This window comes from Micromonospora pattaloongensis (genome assembly GCF_900107255.1).
Lineage (GTDB): Bacteria > Actinomycetota > Actinomycetes > Mycobacteriales > Micromonosporaceae > Micromonospora_I > Micromonospora_I pattaloongensis.
The window spans coordinates 649,408-664,134 of record NZ_FNPH01000002.1 but is presented as its reverse complement, the minus strand read 5'-3'; the positions used below and the strand labels follow the sequence as shown (position 1 = coordinate 664,134).

The window sequence follows — 14,727 nt, the reverse complement described above, 5'->3', positions numbered from 1 at the left end:
GCTCCCTCTCCCGTCCCGCCCCCGCCGTACCCCGGCGCTCCACCACCACGGTGATCATCACTCGCCCGGGTGACGGCCGACCGTCCGGTTCCCGGGCGTTGTCCACAACGCGGCCGCTGTCCACAGCGACGCGCCCCGCCGGTTGCCTGCGCCGGGGTCCTGACGGCAGGCTGCCCAGCCATGACAGGGAAAGCTCTGCCGATCCTGCTCGCGGCGGTCGCGCTGGCGCCTCCCGCGCCGGCCGCTCCCGCACCGGCGGGCCGCTTCCGCTGGCCGCTCGACGGCGCGGTGACGGTGGTCCGCCGCTTCGACCCGCCGCCGCAGCCGTGGGTGTCCGGCCACCGCGGCGTCGACCTCGCGGCGGCGCCCGGCGCCGTGGTGCGGGCCGCCGGCGCCGGCACGGTGCTCTTCGCCGGTCGGATCGCCGGCCGCGGCGTGGTGAGCGTCCGGCACCCCGGCGGGCTGCGCACCACCTATGAGCCGGTCCAGCCGCGGGTCGCCGCCGGTGACCCGGTCCCGGCCGGCGCGCCGCTCGGAGCGCTCGCCGCCGGCCACGCCGGCTGCCCCGCGCCCGCCTGCCTGCACTGGGGGCTCCGCCGCGCCGAGACCTACCTCGACCCGCTGCTGCTGCTCGGGCTCGGCCGGGTCCGGCTGCTGCCGCTTAGCGCAGCGCGCCGAGCAGCTGCGGAAGCCGCTGCGCTAGCCGCACGTACTCCTCGGCGCGGTTGTAGACCTGGCCCGAGATTCGGAGCAGGCTCCGGCCGCGCCACGCGGAGACGGCCACGTGGGCGCCGAGCGCGTCCGCGATCCGCAGCCGCAGCGCCTGCGCGTCGTCCACCGTGCTGACCAGGCCGTCGGGGAGCGGAACGAGCCGCATGGACACCCCCGGAGCGCCGGGGTCGGGCAGGTCGGCGGGGGCCAGGCCGAGCGCCTCCCCGAGCACCCGCTGCCCGTACGCCGCCAGCGCCGCGTTGTGCGCGCGCACCCGGTCCACGCCGAGGCTGCGCAGCGTGAAGAGCCCGGTCGGTGCCGCCAGCCACGGCGTGTAGTCGAGCGTCGCCTGCCACTCCACCCGCAGTGGGAAGCCGGACTCCTGCTGCCAGGAGACCGCGAGCGGCTCGATCCGGTCACGCCAGCGCGGCGCGACGACCAGCAGGGCCGTGCCGCGCGGCGCGAACGCCCACTTGTGGAAGTTGCCCACCCAGAAGTCGGCGCCGAGCGCGTCGACGGCGACCGGCAGCATGCCGGGGGCGTGCGCCGCGTCGACGAACACCGGCACGTCGTGCTCCCGCGCCGTGGCCACGATGGCCGCCGCCGGAAAGAGCCGCGCCGTCGGGGAAGTGAGCTGGTCGACCATGAGCAGCTTGGTGCGGCCCGGACGCAGCGCGGCGCGCACGAGCGCCACGATCTCGTCGTCGGAGGCGGTCAGCGGCACCTCGATGGTGCGTACGGTCGCACCGGTGCGCCGGCACTCCCGCTGCACGGCGAACCCCACCGCGCCGTACCCGTGATCGGTGACCAGGACCTCGTCGCCGGGGCCGAGCCGCAGCGACTGCAGCACGATCGCCGCGCCGGTGGTGGCGTTGCCGACCAGCGCACTGCCGTCGGGGTCGGCGCCGAGAAAGGTCGCCAGGTGGCGGCGGACGTGCACGATCCGGTCGACGAGCCCCTGGGTGAAGAAGCGCATCGGGTCCGCGTCCATCTCGTCGCGCAGCCGCTGCTGGGCGCGCTGAACGCCGATCGGCACCGCGCCGTACGAACCGTGGTTGAGATGGGCCGACGCCGGATCGAGCGAGAAGAGCAGCCGCGCGCCGGGAATCGGCTCGGGGGGTTGGGGATCTCCAGCGCTCACGGCGGTGATCCTACGGCCCGGTGGCGCATTGATCGAGGAATCTGCAGATCCGCTTCGCCGGCCTGGCGTCGCCCGGGCTCGGGGGCCCCGCTCGTGCCGGGCCGGGCGGCCGCCGTCGGCTTCCGGAGCGTTGCCGCGTCCGCCCGTCAGGCGCGCGGGTGGGCCTGGCGGTAGGCGCTGCGCAGCCGCTCGACCGAGACGTGGGTGTAGAGCTGCGTCGTGGCCAGCGACGCGTGCCCGAGTAGCTCCTGCACGGCGCGCAGGTCCGCGCCGCCCTCCAGCAGATGCGTGGCCGCCGAGTGCCGCAGCCCGTGCGGGCTGATGTGCGGCAGCCCGGCCGCGCGGGCGTACCCGCTGACGATCCGCCGCGCCACGGCCGGCTGCAGCCGTGCCCCCCGCGCGCCGAGCAATAGCGCGTCACCGCTGTCCGGCCCGGCGAGGGTGGCCCGGCCCAGCCGGAGCCAGTCGTCGATCGCCTGTTCGGCCGGCAGGCCGTACGGCACCGAGCGCTCCTTGTCGCCCTTGCCGATGACGCGCACCACCCGCCGCGCCCGGTCGACGTCGGCGACGTCCAGCCCGCACAGCTCGCTGACCCGGATGCCGGTGGCGTAGAGCAGCTCCAACACCGCCCGATCGCGCAGCAGCACCGGCGACGCCTCGTCGCCGGGGGCCGTCACGAGCTCCGCCGCCTGGTCGGACCGGAGCACGGTGGGCAGCTCGCGGTGGGCCTTGGGGCTGGCGAGCTGCGCGCCGACGTCCGTGCGGAGCAGACCGGCGCGGTGCGCCCAGGCGCTGAAGGTGCGGACCGAGGCGGCTCGGCGGGCCAACGAGGCACGGGCGGCGCCGAGGGTGCGTAGCTTCGCGAGCCAGCTGCGCAACACCGTGATGTCGAGCTCGTCCAGGGTGCCGCATCCCAGCTGCCCGGCGTGGTCGAGCAGCGCGACGACGTCGCCGATGTAGGCGCGTACGGTGTGGACCGATCGGTTCTCCACCGCGGACAGGTGCCGGGCGAACTCGTCGACGGCGTCGCGCATGGCCGACGGCAGGCGCTCGTGTTTGTCCTGGGTGCTGTGATCCTCGCGGCTCATTACTGTGACCGTGCGGCGTGGGCCGTCGGGCGTCAAGGCGGCGCGCGGGGAGCTGTCTGCGGAGGCTCGTCGCGCGTGCGGGTCCTTGTCGGTTCGTGGCGTGCGCGGAGCCATCCGGGCCGGGCCCGTGCCGCGGGGAGCCCCGGATGCTCCGGCCGGCGTCGGTGAATGCGCGGCTAGGAATCGGCCTGCTCCGCCGCGTCGCGGCTCCGCTCGGGACCGCGGGGGCCGTGGTCCTCGCGGGGGTCGTGCTCCTCGTGACGGTCGTGGTCCTCGCTAGGGCCGTGGTCCTCGTGCGCGTCGGGGCTCCCGTGCGGGTCGGGGCTCCCGTGCGCGTCGGGGCTGCCGTGCGCGTCGGGGCTCCCGTGCGGAACCGTGTCGGGGCGCCCGGCCGGGTTACCCGCGGCACCGGTTTGGCAGCCGGCGTACGAGCCGGCGCGGTGCGGGTAGGACGTCGCCGGCCCGGTCGCGTCCACCGCGGCTGCCGGCCGAACGAACCATTTCCACCGTGCCATCTCCGCGTCCCTCTCGGTGGGGGCGGCGGCCCGCGGTACGGGGGAACGGCGGGCCGCCGCCGGCTCTGGGGGAGGCGGAGTGGTCGTGGACATACCAGACACCGCGTCCCTGGGTGCGTTGTGCTGTCGCGGGCGGTCCGGCCCACGGCGGGTGACCCGACGAGTCAGCGGTCTCGACGCAACCGGAGTCACCATCGGCATCGATGTTATACTCATCCATACCACTCGTCTAGACGAGACGGTGAGCGCTCGACGGGATCGCGGGTAGCGTGATCCACGTGGGTAGCCCGCACCTACGACCGCGTTACCGGATGGTCGCCGACGAACTGCGCCGCAGGATCGCGGCCGGCGCGTCTCCGGCCGGGGCGCTGCTGCCCTCCGAGACCGCGCTGATGGCGGAGTTCCGCGTTTCGCGCGGCACCGTCCGCGAGGCGATCAGCCTGCTTCGCGCCGAGGGACTTGTCGTCACGGAACACGGCCGGGGCAGCTACGCGCGACCGGCCCTGCCGGTGCGGCGGATCACCTCCGAGCGCTACGGCCGGGAGCTCGACCAACTGCGCAGCGGCCGGCCGATCGAGTCGCCCTTTCCGGTGAACCCCGACCTCCCGTGGTCGCACTACCGCCTCGAGAAGGACTTCCGGGAAGTGGCGGCGACAACCACGCGGGCCGAGCTGTTCGACGTGGAGGTGGGCACCCCGCTGCTGGAGCGTCGCTTCGTCTTCCACGCGTACGGGCTGGCCCAGCAGATGTCGACCTCGTGCCTGCTGCTGGAGATGGTGACCGGCACTCCGCTGGTGGACCCCGACGGGGAGCCGTGGCCGGGCGAGACGGCGGCCCAGCTGCATCGCCTGGGTATCACGGTGACGGGAGTGCGGGAGCGGGTGCGGGCGCGCATGCCGGACGCCGACGAGGTGGACATGCTGCAGTTGCCGTCGGGCGTGCCGGTGGTCACGGTGACGCGGCAGACGTACGCCGGTGACCGCGTGGTGGAGGTGGCCACCGACATCGTGATGCCCGCGGACCGGGTCGAGCTCGACTACTGGATCACGGTGGACTGAGGCTCGCGGCGGCCATTCCTCCGCCGCCATTCCCCACGCCCTGCGCCCGCAACGGGTGGCCGAACCGTGGCGGTGGGCGTCCGCCCGGCGGTCGGCGGTGCGGCGCCCGGTGACTGTTGCGGCCCTACCCGACGACGTCCGCCGGCGCCGCGTCCGCCCGCGGGCCCGCGCCCGTCCGGGTGCCGGCCGGTGCGGTGGCGGTTGCGACGGCGGTTGCGGCGGCCCTGCTCGCGACGGCGGCGGTTGCGGCGGCCGTGCTCGCGGCGGCGGCCCTGCTCGCGACGGCGGCGGTTGCGGCGGCCGTGCTCGCGGCGGCGCGTCGTCGGCCGCCGCGGTGCGCGACGCGCATCACGACGTCGGTCGACCTGCGGGGGGCTCGGCGTCGGCCCGGGCCACGCGGGGCCCGCGTCACCACGTCGGCCGACGCGCCGGCGCGGTCGGGACCGAACCGGCGGTCGAGGGCCCGTCCGACCCGCTTGCCGAGCCGTTGTCCCGGCATCTCGACGAGGTGGTAGGAGAGCCACGACACGACCAGCACGGCGGCGAGGTAGAGCATGGCGGCGGCGATCTGGGTGGGGAAGGGCCAGCGCAGGGCCCCTCGCAGGTACGGGATGAAGACGATGAGCACGACGGTGTGCAACAGGTAGACCGAGTAGCTCACGCGACCGAGCCAGGTCAGCCAGCCGGGCACGCGTCGGTGGCGTAGCGCGAACCCGAGGGCGAACGTGGCGGCGACGGCGATCAGCGTGCTGACTGCCTCGATGCGCATCTGCGTCGCCGTCGCGGCCGGGTACGCCGCGTGGAACCACACGCTGAGCAGCAGGCAGGCGAGAACAGTGCCGAGCGTGACCGCCGCATGTGAGGCCCGCATCCGGCCGTGGTGGGCGGCGTGCACGACCGTGCCGGAGAACATGACGGCGAGGAACGTCAGCGACTCCCAGGACCCGTGGCCGTGCACGCCCGCGTCGGCGGAACCGTTGAGGAGCGGCAGCGCCAGAGCCCCGAGGCCGACGACCGCGGTCAGCAGGGCGGTGTCGCGGCGACCCAGGATGTAGGCGGCGACGGTCGCGCCCAACGCGACGGCCACCAGTGTGGTGACGGCGACCCGGCCGACGAGATCGTCGAGCAGATCGTCCGGCAGCGCGCGGCCCCCGATCAGGGCGGTGGCCGCGAGCCCGACAGCCCACCAGTCGCATCGGCGGTGCAGGCCGAGGACGAACAGCGCGGACATCAGGACGTAGAAGATCATCTCGTACGAGAGCGTCCAGAACACGCCGACCAGACTGGGCACTCCGACCAGATCCTGCAGCATCGTGGCGTGGGCCAGCACGGCCGAGATCGGGTCGTCGACGAGCTTGGCGGAGATCTTGCGGAGGCCGAGCACGACCAGGAACAGCATGGCGCCCACGGTGAGCAGGTACGCCGGGTAGATGCGGAAGATCCGGCCCACCCAGAACCGCCGAAGGCTGCCGTAGCGCTCCAGCGACATCGGGATGACATAGCCGCTGACCAGGAAGAAGACCAGGACGCCGTACGGGCCGAGCTGCACCCAACCGGTGAGGAGCTGCCGGCCGTGGGGAAGCACGTAGGGGGAGAGGTGGAAGTAGACCACCACGAGGGCGGAGATGCCGCGCAGTGCGTCCAGCCAGCCGAGACGCGGGGGGCCCGACGGCGGAGTGCTGCTGGGCCGGGCGGGAGTCGCCATGTCGTGGTGGTGCAAGTGCATGATGGCGAACGGTACCGTAGGTGATCGATCGATTACTTATTTGCCCTCGAACGGGTGAGTCGCTTCTCTCATTCCGACCCCGGCTTCGCCGCCGTGCGCGGTGTCGGCCGCAGCGCGTACGCGCCGTCGCGGCGCAGCAGCAGGCCGAGACTCTCCAATAGCGAGAGCTTGCGCAGCGCGGTCCGGACGTCCACCCCGGCCCGCGCCGCGAGTGAGTCCGGGCCGATGAAGCCCCGCCCGGGCACCGCCTCCAAAACCCGGGCGGCATCGTCGTCCAGCTGATCGCGCGGGCGCTGCGGACCGCGGGCCGGCGGAGCGAGGTCGGCCCCGATCCGGCCGATCTCCTCCAGCACGTGCGGAACCCCGGTGACCAGCCGGGCGTCCTCCTCGTCGCGGAGCAGCTCATGGGCGCCGACGGACATCGCGGAGGTGACCGGTCCGGGCACCACCATCGCCCGACGGCCGACCGCGAGCGCCCGCCGCAGCGTCTGGGTGGCGCCGCTGCGGGCCGCCGCCTCCACGAGCACGGTGCCGCGGGTGGCGGCCGCGATCACCCGGTTACGGATCAGGAAGCGGTGCCGCAGCGGCTCAGCGCCCGGCGGCCATTCGCTCAGCAGCAGGCCGGTATCGGCGATCTGCTGGAAGAGCGCGGTGTTGCTCACCGGGTACGGGCGGTCCAGTCCGCACGCCAGCACCGCCACGGTCACGCCCCCGGCGGTCAGCGCGCCACGGTGCGCCGCCGCGTCGATGCCGTACGCGCCGCCCGAGACCACCGTCCACTCCCGCTCCGCGAGCCCGTAGGACAACTCGGTCGCGATGTGGACGCCGTACGAGGTCGCGGCTCGGGAGCCGACCACCGCGACGGAACGCTCCAGCGCCTCGCCGACCGGCCACCCACCACGCGCCCAGAGGCACAACGGCGGAGCTGTCTCCCGGTCGACCTTCCGCTGCGGGTTGGACACGGCCAGCCTCGTCAGCGCGTCGACCGGGCTCGGCCACTCCTCGTCCTCCGGGATGACGACCCGCGCTCCCAGCCGGTCGGCCCGCGCCAACGCCGCCTCCGCGACGGCGTACGGGTCGCCGGCCGTCAGCCGCGCGGCGATCGCCGAACGCAGCGTCTGGTCCGGCACGTCGCCGCGGATCAGCCGCTGCAGCGCCCCGGTCGGTCCGACGCCGTCGACCAGCCGGTGCACGGCCCGGGTGCCGGGCTCGGTGAGCCAGGTCAGCGCGACCCGTGCCAGCCGTTGTTCGTCCCCATCGGTCATCGCCGCTCTCCGTTCGTCAGCACTGTCCGGTCCGCAACTGCACCGCCTCGTCGACGTCGGATCCGTCGGGGCGGTGCCGCCCGTCCAGGTCCGCGATCGTCCAGGCCATCCGGATGATCCGGTCGAAGCCCCGCGCCGACAGCGCGCCGCTGTCCAGTCGTCGCCGCAGCGCCTGGGTGTCGGCGGCCGGCAGCCGCCACGGCGGCCGACGCAGCTCCGGGCCCGGCACCCCCGCGTTGACCCGCCATCCGTGCGCGCGCCACCGGGCCGCGGCTGCGGCGCGGGCCGCGGCGACCCGTGCGGCGACCGGCGCGGAGGGCTCGGCCGGCGCGTCGGCGGCCATCAGCTCGGCGGCGCGCAGCGGGGTGAGCGTGACCTGCACGTCGATGCGGTCGAGCAGCGGTCCCGAGATCCGCCCCAGGTAGCGGCGGCGGGTCAGCGGGCTGCACTCGCAGGCGGTGTCGCCGGCGGGCTTGGCGCACGGGCAGGGGTTGGCGGCGAGCACCAGCTGCACCCGCGCCGGATACTCCGTGGCGCCCCGCGTCCGCGTCAGCAGCACGCGCCCCTCCTCGAGCGGTTGGCGCAGCGCGTCGAGGGCGCGGGCGTTGAACTCGGGCGCCTCGTCGAGAAAGAGCACGCCGTGGTGCGCGAGCGAGACCGCGCCCGGGCGGGCGAGTCCCGTCCCGCCGCCGACCAGCGACGGGACGGTGGCGGTGTGGTGGGGCGCCTGGAACGGCGGCCGTCGCACCAGCTGACCGCCGGGCGGCAGCGCGCCGGCGATGGAGTGCAGGGCGGTGACCTCCAGGGCCATCGGATCGTCGAGCTCCGGCAGGATCGAGGGCAGCCGTTCGGCCAGCATCGTCTTGCCGGCGCCCGGCGGCCCCAGCAGCGCGACGTGGTGTCCGCCGGCCGCGGCCACCTCCAGCGCGCGCCGACCGAGCTCCTGCCCGGCCACGTCGGCGAGGTCGGGCCCGTCTGCGGTCCCCGGCGGGGCCGGGGGCGGCGGGTCGAGCAGCCGGCCGCCGTCCCGGACGAACGCCACGAGCCGGTGCAGGGTGTCGACGGCCTTCACCCGGACGCCGGGCACGACCGCGGCCTCCCGCGCGTTGGGCAGCGGCACCACCACGCGGGTGATCCCGGCCCGCGCGGCCGCCACGACCATCGGCAGCACCCCGCGTACCGGCCGGACGGTGCCGTCCAGCCCGAGTTCGCCGAGGATGACCACGCCGTCGAGCGGGGCGAGGGGCAGCTCGCCGGCGCTGCCGAGCAGCGCCGCGGCGATCGCGAGATCGAAACCGGAGCCGAACTTCGGCAGCGTCGCGGGCAGCAGGTTGACGGTTATCCGTCGGTTGGGCCAGCTCTGGCCGGAGTTGACGACCGCCGCGCGGACCCGGTCGCGGGCTTCGTTGAGCGCGGTGTCGGGCAGCCCGGAGAGCGCCACGGCGGGCAGGCCGGCCGCCAGGTCCGCCTCGACCTCGACCAGGTGCCCGGTCACCCCGACGAGCCCGACGCAGAGCACCTTCGCGTAACTCATCGCCGCGCCCCCGCCGCCCGGCGATCCGGTCGCGTCACGCGCACCCGTCCGGGCATGTCAGAACGCTCCGCGGATGTGCTCGATCCGGGCCGCGCCCCGGCGGGCGGGCAGCACGGCCACGACGTCGAAGCGGACCTCGCGGGGGTGGGCGCCGGTGGTCGTGAGCCAGCGGGCGGCGAGTTGTCGGATCCGGCGCGCCTTGCTCGGCACGACGGCCGCGGCCGGTGGGCCGTACGCGCCGCCGCGTCGCGTCTTCACCTCGCAGAAGACCGCGACGTCGCCGTCCCAGGCGATGATGTCGATCTCGCCCTGCGGGCACCGCCAGTTGCGCGCCACGATCCGTAGTCCCGCCGCGGCCAGGTGTTGCACGGCGCACCGCTCGCCGTACGCGCCGACCGCCTGTCTCGCCAAAGTCATGCCACGACCGTCGCGCCGGGCGCCCCGGCCCGGAAGCCCACCTTGATCGACATGTGGACAACCGGACCCGCTGTGGACGGCCGACCGATCATGGTCCGGGTGTGCTAGCTGCCGCGTCCGGGAGCCGCCGGTTCCGAAGCGCCCGGTCGGGCCGATCGAGGACGTCCGGGCCGATCGGGGACGGCGTCACACGGCTGAGGATCCACTCCTGCGCACCGCTCCGCGATTGGTGGGGGCGTCCGTGGTGGGGCAGGTCGGGGGCGGCGGGTGGGCTGGCGTGATGGGGGGTGCGGTGGGGCGTACACTGGGCAACTGGCGACCGCCTCTGCGGTCGACCTCGCGTGCCTTCCCCGCGGCCTTCCGTGGGGCGACGGCCTCCCTGGTCCCGATCATGATCGGGCCCTCCATGGCCGGCGACCGGGCACCAGGAGCCCGACCGACCGGACGGGCTGGACAACCAGGGACAAAAGGGAGTACCCCACCATGGCCGTCGTAACCATGCGCCAGCTGCTCGAGAGCGGCGTGCACTTCGGGCACCAGACCCGGCGCTGGAACCCGAAGATGAAGCGCTTCATCTTCACCGAGCGCAACGGCATCTACATCATCGACCTGCGCCAGACCCTCGACTACATCGAGAAGGCGTACGGGTTCGTTCGCAACACCGTCGCCGAGGGCGGTTCGATCCTGTTCGTCGGGACCAAGAAGCAGGCCCAGGAGGCGATCGCCGAGCAGGCGACCCGCGTCGGCCAGCCGTACGTCAACCACCGCTGGCTCGGCGGCATGCTGACCAACTTCCAGACGGTCTACAAGCGGCTGCAGCGGATGAAGGAGCTGGAGGCGCTGGGCGACCTCAGCGGCACCGCGGCGGGCTACACCAAGAAGGAGACCCTGCAGCTGTCGCGTGAGAAGGAGAAGCTGACCCGCACGCTGGGCGGCCTCCGCGACATGCAGAAGGTGCCGGCGGCGATCTGGGTGGTCGACACCAAGAAGGAGCACATCGCGGTCGACGAGGCGCGCAAGCTGGGCATTCCGGTCATCGCCGTGCTGGACACCAACTGCGACCCCGACGAGGTCGACTTCCCGATCCCGGGCAACGACGACGCGATCCGCTCCGCCGAGCTGCTGACCAAGGTCGTGGCGGCGGCGGTGGCCGACGGCCTGATCGCCCGCTCGGGCAAGCAGCGCGGCGCCGACGAGAAGCCGGAGCCGGGTGTGGTCGGCAGCGACGAGCCGCTGGCCGAGTGGGAGCGCGAGCTGCTCGAGGGCCCGGAGAAGAAGACCACGGAGCCGGCGGCGGCCGCCGCGGAGTGATCTCGTGACGCGGTATCCGCCGGCCGGCGCAGCGTCGACCGGCGGATACCGCGGCCAGCACGAGGCACGGGGGATCCCGATCCGGGGTATCCCCTGAAGACCACCCAACCAGCCGCCCACTCAGCGAAGAGAGAGTCATGTCCAACTTCACCGCCGCGGACGTCAAGAAGCTCCGGGACCTCACCGGGGCCGGCATGATGGACTGCAAGAAGGCGCTTACGGAGGCCGAGGGCGACTTCGACAAGGCCGTCGAGATCCTGCGCGTCAAGGGCGCCAAGGACGTCGGCAAGCGCGCCGGTCGCACCGCCGCCAACGGCCTGGTCGCGCACTCCGGCAACGCGCTGCTCGAGCTCAACTGCGAGACCGACTTCGTCGCCAAGAACGCCGACTTCGTCGCGCTGGCCCAGCAGCTCGTCGAGCACGGCGCGCAGGCCAACGTCGCCGACGCGGAGGCGCTGCTCGCCTCGACGCTCGCCGACGGCCGCATCGTGGCCGACGTCATTCAGGAGCAGTCGGCGAAGATCGGCGAGAAGCTGGTCCTCAACCGCTTCGCGGTTCTCGACGGCACCGTCGCGGTCTACCTGCACCGCAAGAGCCAGGACCTGCCGCCGCAGGTCGGTGTCCTGGTCGAGTACACCGGCAAGTCCGACGAGGCGGCCGACACCGACGCGCGCGCGGTCGCGATGCAGATCGCCGCGATGCGGCCGAAGTACGTCACCCGCGACGAGGTCCCGGCCGACATCGTCGAGTCGGAGCGCCGGATCGCCGAGCAGACCGCTCGCGAGGAGGGCAAGCCGGAGGCGGCCATGCCCAAGATCGTCGAGGGTCGGGTGAACGCCTTCTTCAAGGACTACGTCCTGCTGGAGCAGGCGTCGGTGGCCGACAACAAGAAGTCGGTCAAGCAGGTACTCGCCGAGGCGGGCATCAACGTCACCCGGTTCGCCCGCTTCGAGGTCGGCCAGGCCTGACGTCAACGCTGTACGGCTCGGCGCCCGTCGCGGCGCCGAGCCGACCGGGCTAGGACCATCCGAGGAGGCCGCAGGTGTACGTGACACGTACCGCGGCCTCCTCGTTCCATAGTGTGAGCTGGGCGGCGGGCGTGCCCGCCGAGGGGAGGCGGGTCGGATGACGCAGGTGATGAGCGACCAGACCGTGGCGGCGGACGATCCGACCGCGCCGCCTCCGGGGCGGGCCCGGCGGGTGGTGCTCAAGCTCTCCGGCGAGGTCTTCGGCGGCGGGGCGATCGGCGTCTCGCCCGACGTCGTCCAGGCGATCGCCCGGCAGATCGCGACGGTGGTCCGGCGCGGGATCCAGGTCTCGGTGGTCGTGGGCGGTGGCAACTTCTTCCGCGGCGCGGAGCTGCAGAAGCGCGGCATGGACCGGGCGCGCGCCGACTACATGGGGATGCTCGGCACCGTCATGAACTGCCTGGCCCTGCAGGACTTCCTGGAGAAGGAGGGCATCGAGACGCGCGTGCAGAGCGCGATCACGATGGCGCAGGTCGCCGAGCCGTACATCCCGCTGCGCGCGATCCGGCACCTCGAGAAGGGCCGCGTGGTGATCTTCGGGGCCGGCGCCGGCATGCCGTTCTTCTCCACCGACACCGTGGCCGCCCAGCGGGCGCTGGAGATCCACGCCGACGTGGTGCTGATGAGCAAGAACGGGGTGGACGCCGTCTACACCGCGGACCCCCGCGTCGATCCCGACGCCCGCAAGCTTGACTCCATCACGTTCTCCGAGGCGCTCCGCCGGGGCCTGCGGGTCGCCGACGCGGCGGCGTTCAGCTTGTGCATGGAAAACGGGCTCCCCATGCTGGTGTTCGGCGCGGAGGGCGACGACACTATCGTCCGGGCCGTCGGGGGCGAGCGCATCGGGACGTTGATCACGGCGTAACCGTGACCATCGGACGGAACGCGGCGTCGGCGTCGGGGTTGCCGACGCGACGGGCGTCACCGTCCGACGGGGCGCGGCATGCGTCGTGCCGGATCAGCGGCAGCGGGCCCGGTGACGGCGTCGTCGGTGCCGGCGCGGCACGAGCGTGACCATCGAGCAGAACCGGCCGGACCCGTGCAGGGCCCGGCCACCGGCCCAGTTTTGGGACAACGAGGCATCAGAAGGAGGCGACGGAGCAGGTGATCGATGACACGCTGCTTGAGGCCGAAGAGAAGATGGATCGCGCGGTCGAACACGCCAAGGAGGAGTTCGCCGCGATCCGCACCGGTCGCGCGACCCCGGCGATGTTCTCCAAGGTCATCATCGACTACTACGGCACCCCCACCCCGCTCACCCAGATGGCCTCCGTCGGCGTGCCCGAGCCGCGGATGGCGATCATCAAGCCGTACGACGCCTCGCAGCTCGCGGCGATGGAGAAGGCGATCCGGGACTCGGACCTCGGGGTGAACCCGAACAACGAGGGCAACCAGCTGCGCATCCTGCTGCCGCAGATGACCGAGGAGCGGCGGCGGGACATGATCAAGGTGGCCCGCGGGAAGGGCGAGGAGGCCAAGGTCGCGATCCGCAACGTGCGGCGGCGCGCCAAGGAAGAGCTGGACCGCATCGTCAAGGACGGCGAGGCCGGCGAGGACGAGGGGCGGCGGGCCGAGAAGGAGCTCGACGACCTCACCCACCGGTACGTGGCGACCATCGACGACCTGGTTAAGCACAAGGAAAACGAGCTGCTAGAGGTCTGATGTCCTACCCCGACCCCTACGGCGGCCAGAAGCGCGACGTTCGGCCCGGGGCGCGGCACGGCGGTGCCGCGCCCGATCCGTACCCGCCGCACCGCGGCTACGACGCCGACGCCCCGTACCCCGGCACCGGCCGGGACAGCTTCCCTCCCGGCGCCGGTGCCACCCCGCATCCCCGCGCCGTCGACGTCCCCGGCGGGCTGGCGGAGGCGGAGACGGCCGGGTGGCCGCTGCTCGACGCGGACCCGGCACCGCCGGCCCGGCGCGCGCCCGGCCGGCGGCGCGCCTCCCGGCACCGCCGGGCGGACCACGACCAGCCGCGCGCGGCCGACGACCAGGCGCAGCCGACCGACGCGGATCGGTCTGCGGGGCCGAACGGCGCCGACAAGGGGTCGACGCCGAGCCGGGCCGGCCGGAACCTGCCGGCCGCGATCGGCGTCGGGGTCGCCCTCGTCGCGCTCATCCTCGGCTCGCTCTTCTTCTGGCCGCCGGCGTTCCTCGCGGTGCTCGTGGCCGCCGTCTCCATCGGTATCTGGGAGATGGCCCGGGCGGTACGCGCCAAGGGCGCTCAGCCGCCGCTGGTGCCGCTGCTCGGCGGCGGTGTGGTGATGCTCGGGATGGCCTGGTGGGCCGGGCCGGATGCGCTGTCGCTGGGCCTCATCGTCACCGTGCTCGCCTGCCTGGTCTGGCGCCTCGGCGACGGTCCGGCGCGCTACCAGCGGGACATCTCGGCGGCCACGCTGATCGCCGTCTACGTGCCGTTCCTCGCCGGCTTCGCCGCGCTGCTCGCCGTGCAGCCCGACGGTGACCTGCGGATCCTGGTGACCCTGGCGGCCGTGGTGCTCTCCGACACCGGCGGGTACGCCGCCGGCGTCTTCTACGGCAGGCATCCGATGGCGCCGTCGGTGAGCCCGAAGAAGTCCTGGGAGGGCTTCGGCGGGTCGCTGGTCGCCGCAGCGCTCGGCAGCGCGCTCCTGCTCTGGCTGCTGCTGGACGTCGCCCCCTGGTGGGGGGCGTTGTTCGGGCTGGCGGTGTCGGTAGCGGCGGTCCTCGGTGACCTCGGCGAATCGATGATCAAGCGGGACCTCGGCATCAAGGACATGAGCGATCTCCTGCCCGGCCACGGCGGGCTGATGGACCGACTCGACTCGATCCTGTTCGCGCTGCCCACGGCCTACCTGCTGCTGGCGCTCCTCGCGCCGGTGGGCTGAGACGCCGGGGGTTGAGACGTGTCTGACGTTCGCGTCCCCGCGCACCGCCGTTACGCCGTGACG

At 73.7% G+C, this 14,727-nt stretch carries 13 protein-coding genes and 1 pseudogene; 7 read left to right on the top strand and 7 right to left on the bottom strand.

Annotated elements, in window-relative coordinates; translation table 11 throughout:
• Positions 1–69: 69 nt before the first annotated feature.
• Positions 70–678, top strand: a pseudogene (locus tag BLW47_RS08925) (murein hydrolase activator EnvC family protein); the annotation flags it as partial.
• On the opposite strand, the gene BLW47_RS08920 reads toward BLW47_RS08925, so the two are convergent.
• The 3 genes from BLW47_RS08920 to BLW47_RS08910 form a co-directional block, all read right to left on the bottom strand.
• The gene (locus BLW47_RS08920) at positions 662–1,852 is read right to left on the bottom strand and encodes an aminotransferase class V-fold PLP-dependent enzyme (RefSeq protein ID WP_091554215.1); all 1,191 of its coding nucleotides are present in this window, start codon (positions 1,850–1,852) and stop codon (positions 662–664) included. The pseudogene BLW47_RS08925 and the gene BLW47_RS08920 sit on opposite strands and share 17 nt — an antisense overlap.
• 146 nt (positions 1,853–1,998) lie before the next feature.
• A complete protein-coding gene (locus BLW47_RS08915; RefSeq protein WP_091554211.1) occupies positions 1,999–2,940 on the bottom strand; it encodes a tyrosine recombinase XerC in 942 nt (313 codons plus the stop codon).
• A 176-nt stretch (positions 2,941–3,116) separates the two neighbouring features.
• On the bottom strand, positions 3,117–3,455 hold the full coding sequence (locus BLW47_RS08910; protein WP_139307199.1) for a hypothetical protein: 339 nt from the start codon (positions 3,453–3,455) through the stop codon (positions 3,117–3,119).
• A gap of 278 nt (positions 3,456–3,733) precedes the next feature.
• Between BLW47_RS08910 and BLW47_RS08905 the strand changes: the two genes are divergently transcribed.
• Entirely contained in the window at positions 3,734–4,513 is a 780-nt protein-coding gene (locus BLW47_RS08905; protein WP_217634806.1) for a GntR family transcriptional regulator, read from the top strand.
• Positions 4,514–4,637: 124 nt separating this feature from the next.
• Here the strand turns inward: BLW47_RS08905 and BLW47_RS08900 are convergent, their stop codons facing one another.
• The 4 genes from BLW47_RS08900 to BLW47_RS08885 form a co-directional block, all read right to left on the bottom strand.
• Entirely contained in the window at positions 4,638–6,239 is a 1,602-nt protein-coding gene (locus BLW47_RS08900) for an acyltransferase family protein (RefSeq protein WP_091554200.1), read from the bottom strand.
• A gap of 68 nt (positions 6,240–6,307) precedes the next feature.
• Complete coding sequence (gene dprA / locus BLW47_RS08895) at positions 6,308–7,504, bottom strand: DNA-processing protein DprA (protein ID WP_091554197.1); 1,197 nt, start codon at positions 7,502–7,504, stop codon at positions 6,308–6,310.
• A 16-nt stretch (positions 7,505–7,520) separates the two neighbouring features.
• Complete coding sequence (locus BLW47_RS08890; protein ID WP_091554192.1) at positions 7,521–9,038, bottom strand: YifB family Mg chelatase-like AAA ATPase; 1,518 nt, start codon at positions 9,036–9,038, stop codon at positions 7,521–7,523.
• A 57-nt stretch (positions 9,039–9,095) separates the two neighbouring features.
• Complete coding sequence (locus BLW47_RS08885) at positions 9,096–9,455, bottom strand: YraN family protein (protein ID WP_091554189.1); 360 nt, start codon at positions 9,453–9,455, stop codon at positions 9,096–9,098.
• Positions 9,456–9,938: 483 nt separating this feature from the next.
• Between BLW47_RS08885 and rpsB the strand changes: the two genes are divergently transcribed.
• The 5 genes from rpsB to BLW47_RS08860 all read left to right on the top strand — a co-directional run bounded on the left by rpsB (position 9,939) and on the right by BLW47_RS08860 (position 14,664).
• A complete protein-coding gene (gene rpsB / locus BLW47_RS08880; protein ID WP_091554186.1) occupies positions 9,939–10,766 on the top strand; it encodes a 30S ribosomal protein S2 in 828 nt (275 codons plus the stop codon).
• Between the two features lie 137 nt (positions 10,767–10,903).
• Positions 10,904–11,734 carry a translation elongation factor Ts gene (gene tsf / locus BLW47_RS08875; RefSeq protein ID WP_091554182.1) on the top strand — a complete coding sequence of 277 codons (831 nt, stop codon included), beginning with the start codon at positions 10,904–10,906 and terminating at the stop codon, positions 11,732–11,734.
• A 157-nt stretch (positions 11,735–11,891) separates the two neighbouring features.
• Positions 11,892–12,659 (top strand): UMP kinase, encoded by a 768-nt coding sequence (gene pyrH, locus BLW47_RS08870; protein ID WP_091554179.1) that lies wholly within the window; start codon positions 11,892–11,894, stop codon positions 12,657–12,659.
• A gap of 239 nt (positions 12,660–12,898) precedes the next feature.
• The gene (gene frr, locus BLW47_RS08865) at positions 12,899–13,456 is read left to right on the top strand and encodes a ribosome recycling factor (protein WP_091554175.1); all 558 of its coding nucleotides are present in this window, start codon (positions 12,899–12,901) and stop codon (positions 13,454–13,456) included.
• Entirely contained in the window at positions 13,456–14,664 is a 1,209-nt protein-coding gene (locus BLW47_RS08860; RefSeq protein WP_091554170.1) for a phosphatidate cytidylyltransferase, read from the top strand. Before frr ends, BLW47_RS08860 begins: the two co-directional genes overlap by 1 nt.
• Positions 14,665–14,727: the final 63 nt, after the last annotated feature.

What these genes read in the sequence shown, in the direction of transcription:
- dprA (WP_091554197.1), bottom strand. Translation starts at nt 7,504, where the DNA reads ATGACCGATGGGGACGAACAACGGCTGGCACGGGTCGCGCTGACCTGG.
- BLW47_RS08910 (WP_139307199.1), bottom strand. Translation starts at nt 3,455, where the DNA reads ATGGCACGGTGGAAATGGTTCGTTCGGCCGGCAGCCGCGGTGGACGCG.
- BLW47_RS08890 (WP_091554192.1), bottom strand. Translation starts at nt 9,038, where the DNA reads ATGAGTTACGCGAAGGTGCTCTGCGTCGGGCTCGTCGGGGTGACCGGG.
- BLW47_RS08915 (WP_091554211.1), bottom strand. Translation starts at nt 2,940, where the DNA reads ATGAGCCGCGAGGATCACAGCACCCAGGACAAACACGAGCGCCTGCCG.
- rpsB (WP_091554186.1), top strand. Translation starts at nt 9,939, where the DNA reads ATGGCCGTCGTAACCATGCGCCAGCTGCTCGAGAGCGGCGTGCACTTC.
- pyrH (WP_091554179.1), top strand. Translation starts at nt 11,892, where the DNA reads ATGACGCAGGTGATGAGCGACCAGACCGTGGCGGCGGACGATCCGACC.
- BLW47_RS08900 (WP_091554200.1), bottom strand. Translation starts at nt 6,239, where the DNA reads ATGCACTTGCACCACCACGACATGGCGACTCCCGCCCGGCCCAGCAGC.
- BLW47_RS08860 (WP_091554170.1), top strand. Translation starts at nt 13,456, where the DNA reads ATGTCCTACCCCGACCCCTACGGCGGCCAGAAGCGCGACGTTCGGCCC.
- BLW47_RS08885 (WP_091554189.1), bottom strand. Translation starts at nt 9,455, where the DNA reads ATGACTTTGGCGAGACAGGCGGTCGGCGCGTACGGCGAGCGGTGCGCC.
- tsf (WP_091554182.1), top strand. Translation starts at nt 10,904, where the DNA reads ATGTCCAACTTCACCGCCGCGGACGTCAAGAAGCTCCGGGACCTCACC.